Raw genomic sequence first — 3499 nt, 5'->3', positions numbered from 1 at the left:
GCTCGAAGGGACGGGCGCGTTCCAGCTCCGGATCAAGGACCAGGACGACGCGGTTTTCTTCCGGCTGGCGGAGGAGTTCACCGAGCGGTGCCGCAAGGCCGGCGTAGCATTCATCGTCAACGACCGACCCGACGTCGCCCTCTTGACCGGAGCCACCGGGGTGCACCTGGGACAGTGCGATCTCCCCGTGGAGCGGGTAAGACGGCTCGTCGGTCCCGGAATGCTCGTCGGCAAGACGGTCCGCAATCCCTCCCAGGCCAACGCCGCGGTGCAGGCCGGGGCCAGCTACGTCGCCCTCGGACCCTGCTTCGCCACACCGATAAAGCCGGACCAGAGACCGGTGGGCACGAAAGTACTCCGTCAAACGGTGCAGTTGACCGACGCGCCGGTCTGCGCCATCGGGGGCATAACGCCGGTCAACCTGGGCGAGGTGCTGGACGCGGGACCGGCGTATGTGGCCGTGATTTCGGCCGTGTCCCGTTCAGACACCCCGTTGCGGGTGAAGAATTATTTACTCGAAACATTGAAGCGGCACGAGATGAATTGACCGAGATTAAAAAGGCCGCCTCAGACGGCCGTAGAGCGACGATCTTCGTTCAAGGAGATATTTGATACCCTGAAAAACGAATAAAAAGCGGTCCGGGAAACCGGACCTTATTAATAGGTAGAGAATAAAAGCATTATGAAATAAATAAGTGGAAAATAAAAAACCTATTGGATACTAAACACATGGGAATATACAAGATTAATCATTTTAAAAAATACAACAGATTTATAGGGAATTATTTCTTATTTATTTCATCGGGAATATAAAAAACACCCCGGTCAATCCGGGGTGTTACGTCTGATAATGTAGGTTATGTATCCTACTTCTTCTTCTTATGACGGTCCGCGCGACGTTTCTTCTTCCTTTTATGCGTGGCTATCTTCTGCCGTTTGCGTTTCTTACCAGAACCCAAATCTCACCCCTTTGATTCATCCGTTGAAGTTAAGGGCCCATCAGGCGTGCGAGGGGCCGACTATAGCATAAACACGAATGATTTATACAGGCGTTTTTACTAACCGGGTAAGATGGACTTCAATTGCTTGGAGGGCTTGAAGTGGGGGACCCACTTGTCTCCAACGCGAATCATCTCGCCGGTACGGGGGTTGCGGGCCAGGCGGGCCCGTTTCTTGCGCAGGCGAAACGTCCCGAAGCCCCGGATTTCGATGCGCTGACGGGAAAGCGTTTCGTCGTCTCCGCTTTTCGTCAGAGAAACGGTAATCATCTCCAGGATCGCATTTATCAATTCCGTCGTCTGTTTGAGCGTCAATAAGGTTTTTTTCGCGATCCGTTGAGCGAGATCCGCTTTTGTCATCCCCCTACTCCTTACCGCAAGGGCCAGCGGTTTTATTATCCATAAAAAGTTACTGCGATGCAAGTTATGAATTACGTCCCACGGTGAGGTCCTGGTACCGGCCGCATTTGTCCCCCCAGCGGCTGATGACGACCCCGTTCTGGAGTATCTCAACCACCTCGCACACGTTGGGGCAGTTGCCGCACTCGAAGCCGAGGGTCTTGTATTCGAACTCAGCCGCCTGGAAACCCTTGAACCGGGTGGAGCCTGTGACCGCTACGCGTTCCAGGGCCAGTTGGGCGGCGCCGATGGCTCCCATGAGGTCGTGGTAAGGCGGTACGATTATCTCATAGCCAAGCTGCTTCTCGAAGGCGCTCTTGATGCCGCGGTTTGCCGCCACCCCGCCCTGAAAAACCACGGGCGGCTTTATGTCCTTGCCACGGGCGATGTTGTTGAGGTAGTTGCGCACCAGCGCCTCGCAGAGACCGGCGATGATGTCCTCGGTCGTGTGGCCGATCTGCTGCTTGTGAATCATGTCCGATTCGGCAAAGACGGTGCAGCGGCCGGCGATTCTCACCGGGGAGGCGGATTTCAGCGCATAGCCGCCGAAATCCTCGATGGGGATGGAGAGCCTGGAGGACTGCTGATCCAGGAAGGAGCCTGTGCCGGCGGCGCAGACCGTGTTCATGGCGAAATCCACCACGATGCCGTCGCGCAGGATGATGATCTTCGAATCCTGGCCGCCGATCTCGAAGACGGTACGCACGCCGGGTATGACCAGCGACGCCGCGATGGCGTGGGCCGTTATCTCGTTCTTGACCGAATCTGCGCCGACGAGGACCGCGGTGAGTTGACGCGCCGACCCCGTGGTCCCCACCCCTGCGATGTCGCCGGTCCGGTCGCCCAGAAGGCCCCTCATCTCCGCGAGGCCGCGCTGCACCGTCTCGATGGGCCGCCCCATGGTGCGCAGGTACAGCTTCTCCACCACCCGGCTCGCCGGGTCTATGACGGCCAGGTTCGTGCTGACCGAGCCGACGTCCACGCCCATGAACAGTTGTTCGCCCAAGGTGCTACCCCGCTTAGTTCGTCGGAATCGGCAAAGAGCGTTTGCGGGCCATCAGATCCACGAAGGCTTCCAGGCGGGTCAAAATCCCCGTCTCGGCGGTGTGCTCATCAATTATAAGCGTCAGGACCGGGATTTTCAGATCCTCCGAGACCCTAGTAAGGATGTTCTGGGCCACGATCTCGGGCATGCAGGTGAAGGGCATGAGGTGGACGATGCCGTCGTAGCCTTCACCGGCCAGACGGACCGTCTGCCCCACGGTGACCAGGGACTCGCCGCCGGCGTCGTAGGCCAGGTACTCGCCGGCGTAGGCTTTGGCTACCTCGCGGGTGTTCTCTTCCCGCGTCCCGCCCACGGTCATCTTGTGGTGCAGCCAGGCCGAGAGGGAGACCGGACGGGTGACCAGCACCCCCATGCGCCCCAGCTTCTTTTCCAGATCGAAGTTGACGAATCGCTCGAGGACGACGTAGAGCTCGCCCACCACGCCCACGCGCAGGAGATCGCCCTCGGTGACGTCGCGCCGGGGCAGGGCGGCGAATTCGCGCCTGGCACGCCGCTCTATCGCGCGCAGCTTCAAGTATCCACCGGCGTCGTCCACCTCCTGTAGATAATTGTCCTGCAGCTTTTCGGCCTCCCGGGGGTTTTTGCAGATCGGGCTCGCCCGCCGGGTCAGCTCCTCGACGTGCTCGATGGCCGATAATTTGCGCAGGCCGAACTTGAACGCCCGCCAGATGGTCAGGAGTGATTTGCCGTTGGAGATGTGGCGGAACATCTCCACGAAATCCTCTTTGGTGTCTTGGGAGAAGTAGTAGAAAGTCACGTCGTAGCCCATGTTTCGCAGAATCTGTTCCTGTATGATGCCGTAGTAGCCGAAGCGGCATGGCCCGCCGCCGCCGATGACCAGGACGGTGTCAGCGCCGCGGTCCAGCGCCTCGATGAAGTCGCCCAGGTTGATTTTCAACGGGAGGCAGGCGGTCTCCGGGGAGTTGCGCACGCCGAGTTCCAGGGTCCGCTTCGAGGGCCGCGGCGGCACGACGTACTCCCGCCCCAGCGCCTCAAGGAGCACCCGGAGCGCTATGTACATATTGCCCATGTGGGG

4 protein-coding genes are annotated in these 3499 nt (G+C 59.1%); 1 reads left to right on the top strand and 3 read right to left on the bottom strand.

What is annotated here, in order from left to right; genetic code table 11:
* Positions 1-547, top strand: a 547-nt coding sequence (gene thiE / locus NTW26_11715) for a thiamine phosphate synthase (protein ID MCX7022913.1), incomplete at its 5' end; no start/stop codon positions are given.
* Positions 548-1058: 511 nt separating this feature from the next.
* Here the strand turns inward: thiE and NTW26_11710 are convergent.
* From NTW26_11710 to NTW26_11700, 3 genes are all read right to left on the bottom strand, one after another.
* Entirely contained in the window at positions 1059-1358 is a 300-nt protein-coding gene (locus NTW26_11710; GenBank protein MCX7022912.1) for an integration host factor subunit beta, read from the bottom strand.
* A 64-nt stretch (positions 1359-1422) separates the two neighbouring features.
* Positions 1423-2385 carry an acyl-CoA dehydratase activase gene (locus NTW26_11705; GenBank protein ID MCX7022911.1) on the bottom strand — a complete coding sequence of 321 codons (963 nt, stop codon included), beginning with the start codon at positions 2383-2385 and terminating at the stop codon, positions 1423-1425.
* A gap of 31 nt (positions 2386-2416) precedes the next feature.
* Positions 2417-3499, bottom strand: a 1083-nt coding sequence (locus NTW26_11700; GenBank protein ID MCX7022910.1) for a CoA protein activase, incomplete at its 5' end; no start/stop codon positions are given.

The sequence above is a fragment of the bacterium genome, assembly GCA_026398675.1.
Classification (GTDB): domain Bacteria; phylum RBG-13-66-14; class RBG-13-66-14; order RBG-13-66-14; family RBG-13-66-14; genus RBG-13-66-14.
The sequence above is the reverse complement of the archived record's forward strand: the minus strand, read 5'-3'. Positions and strand labels throughout refer to the sequence as shown.

Excerpts from the sequence above, each read along its gene's own strand:
- NTW26_11710 (MCX7022912.1), bottom strand. The coding sequence starts at position 1,358 with ATGACAAAAGCGGATCTCGCTCAACGGATCGCGAAAAAAACCTTATTG.
- NTW26_11705 (MCX7022911.1), bottom strand. The coding sequence starts at position 2,385 with ATGGGCGTGGACGTCGGCTCGGTCAGCACGAACCTGGCCGTCATAGAC.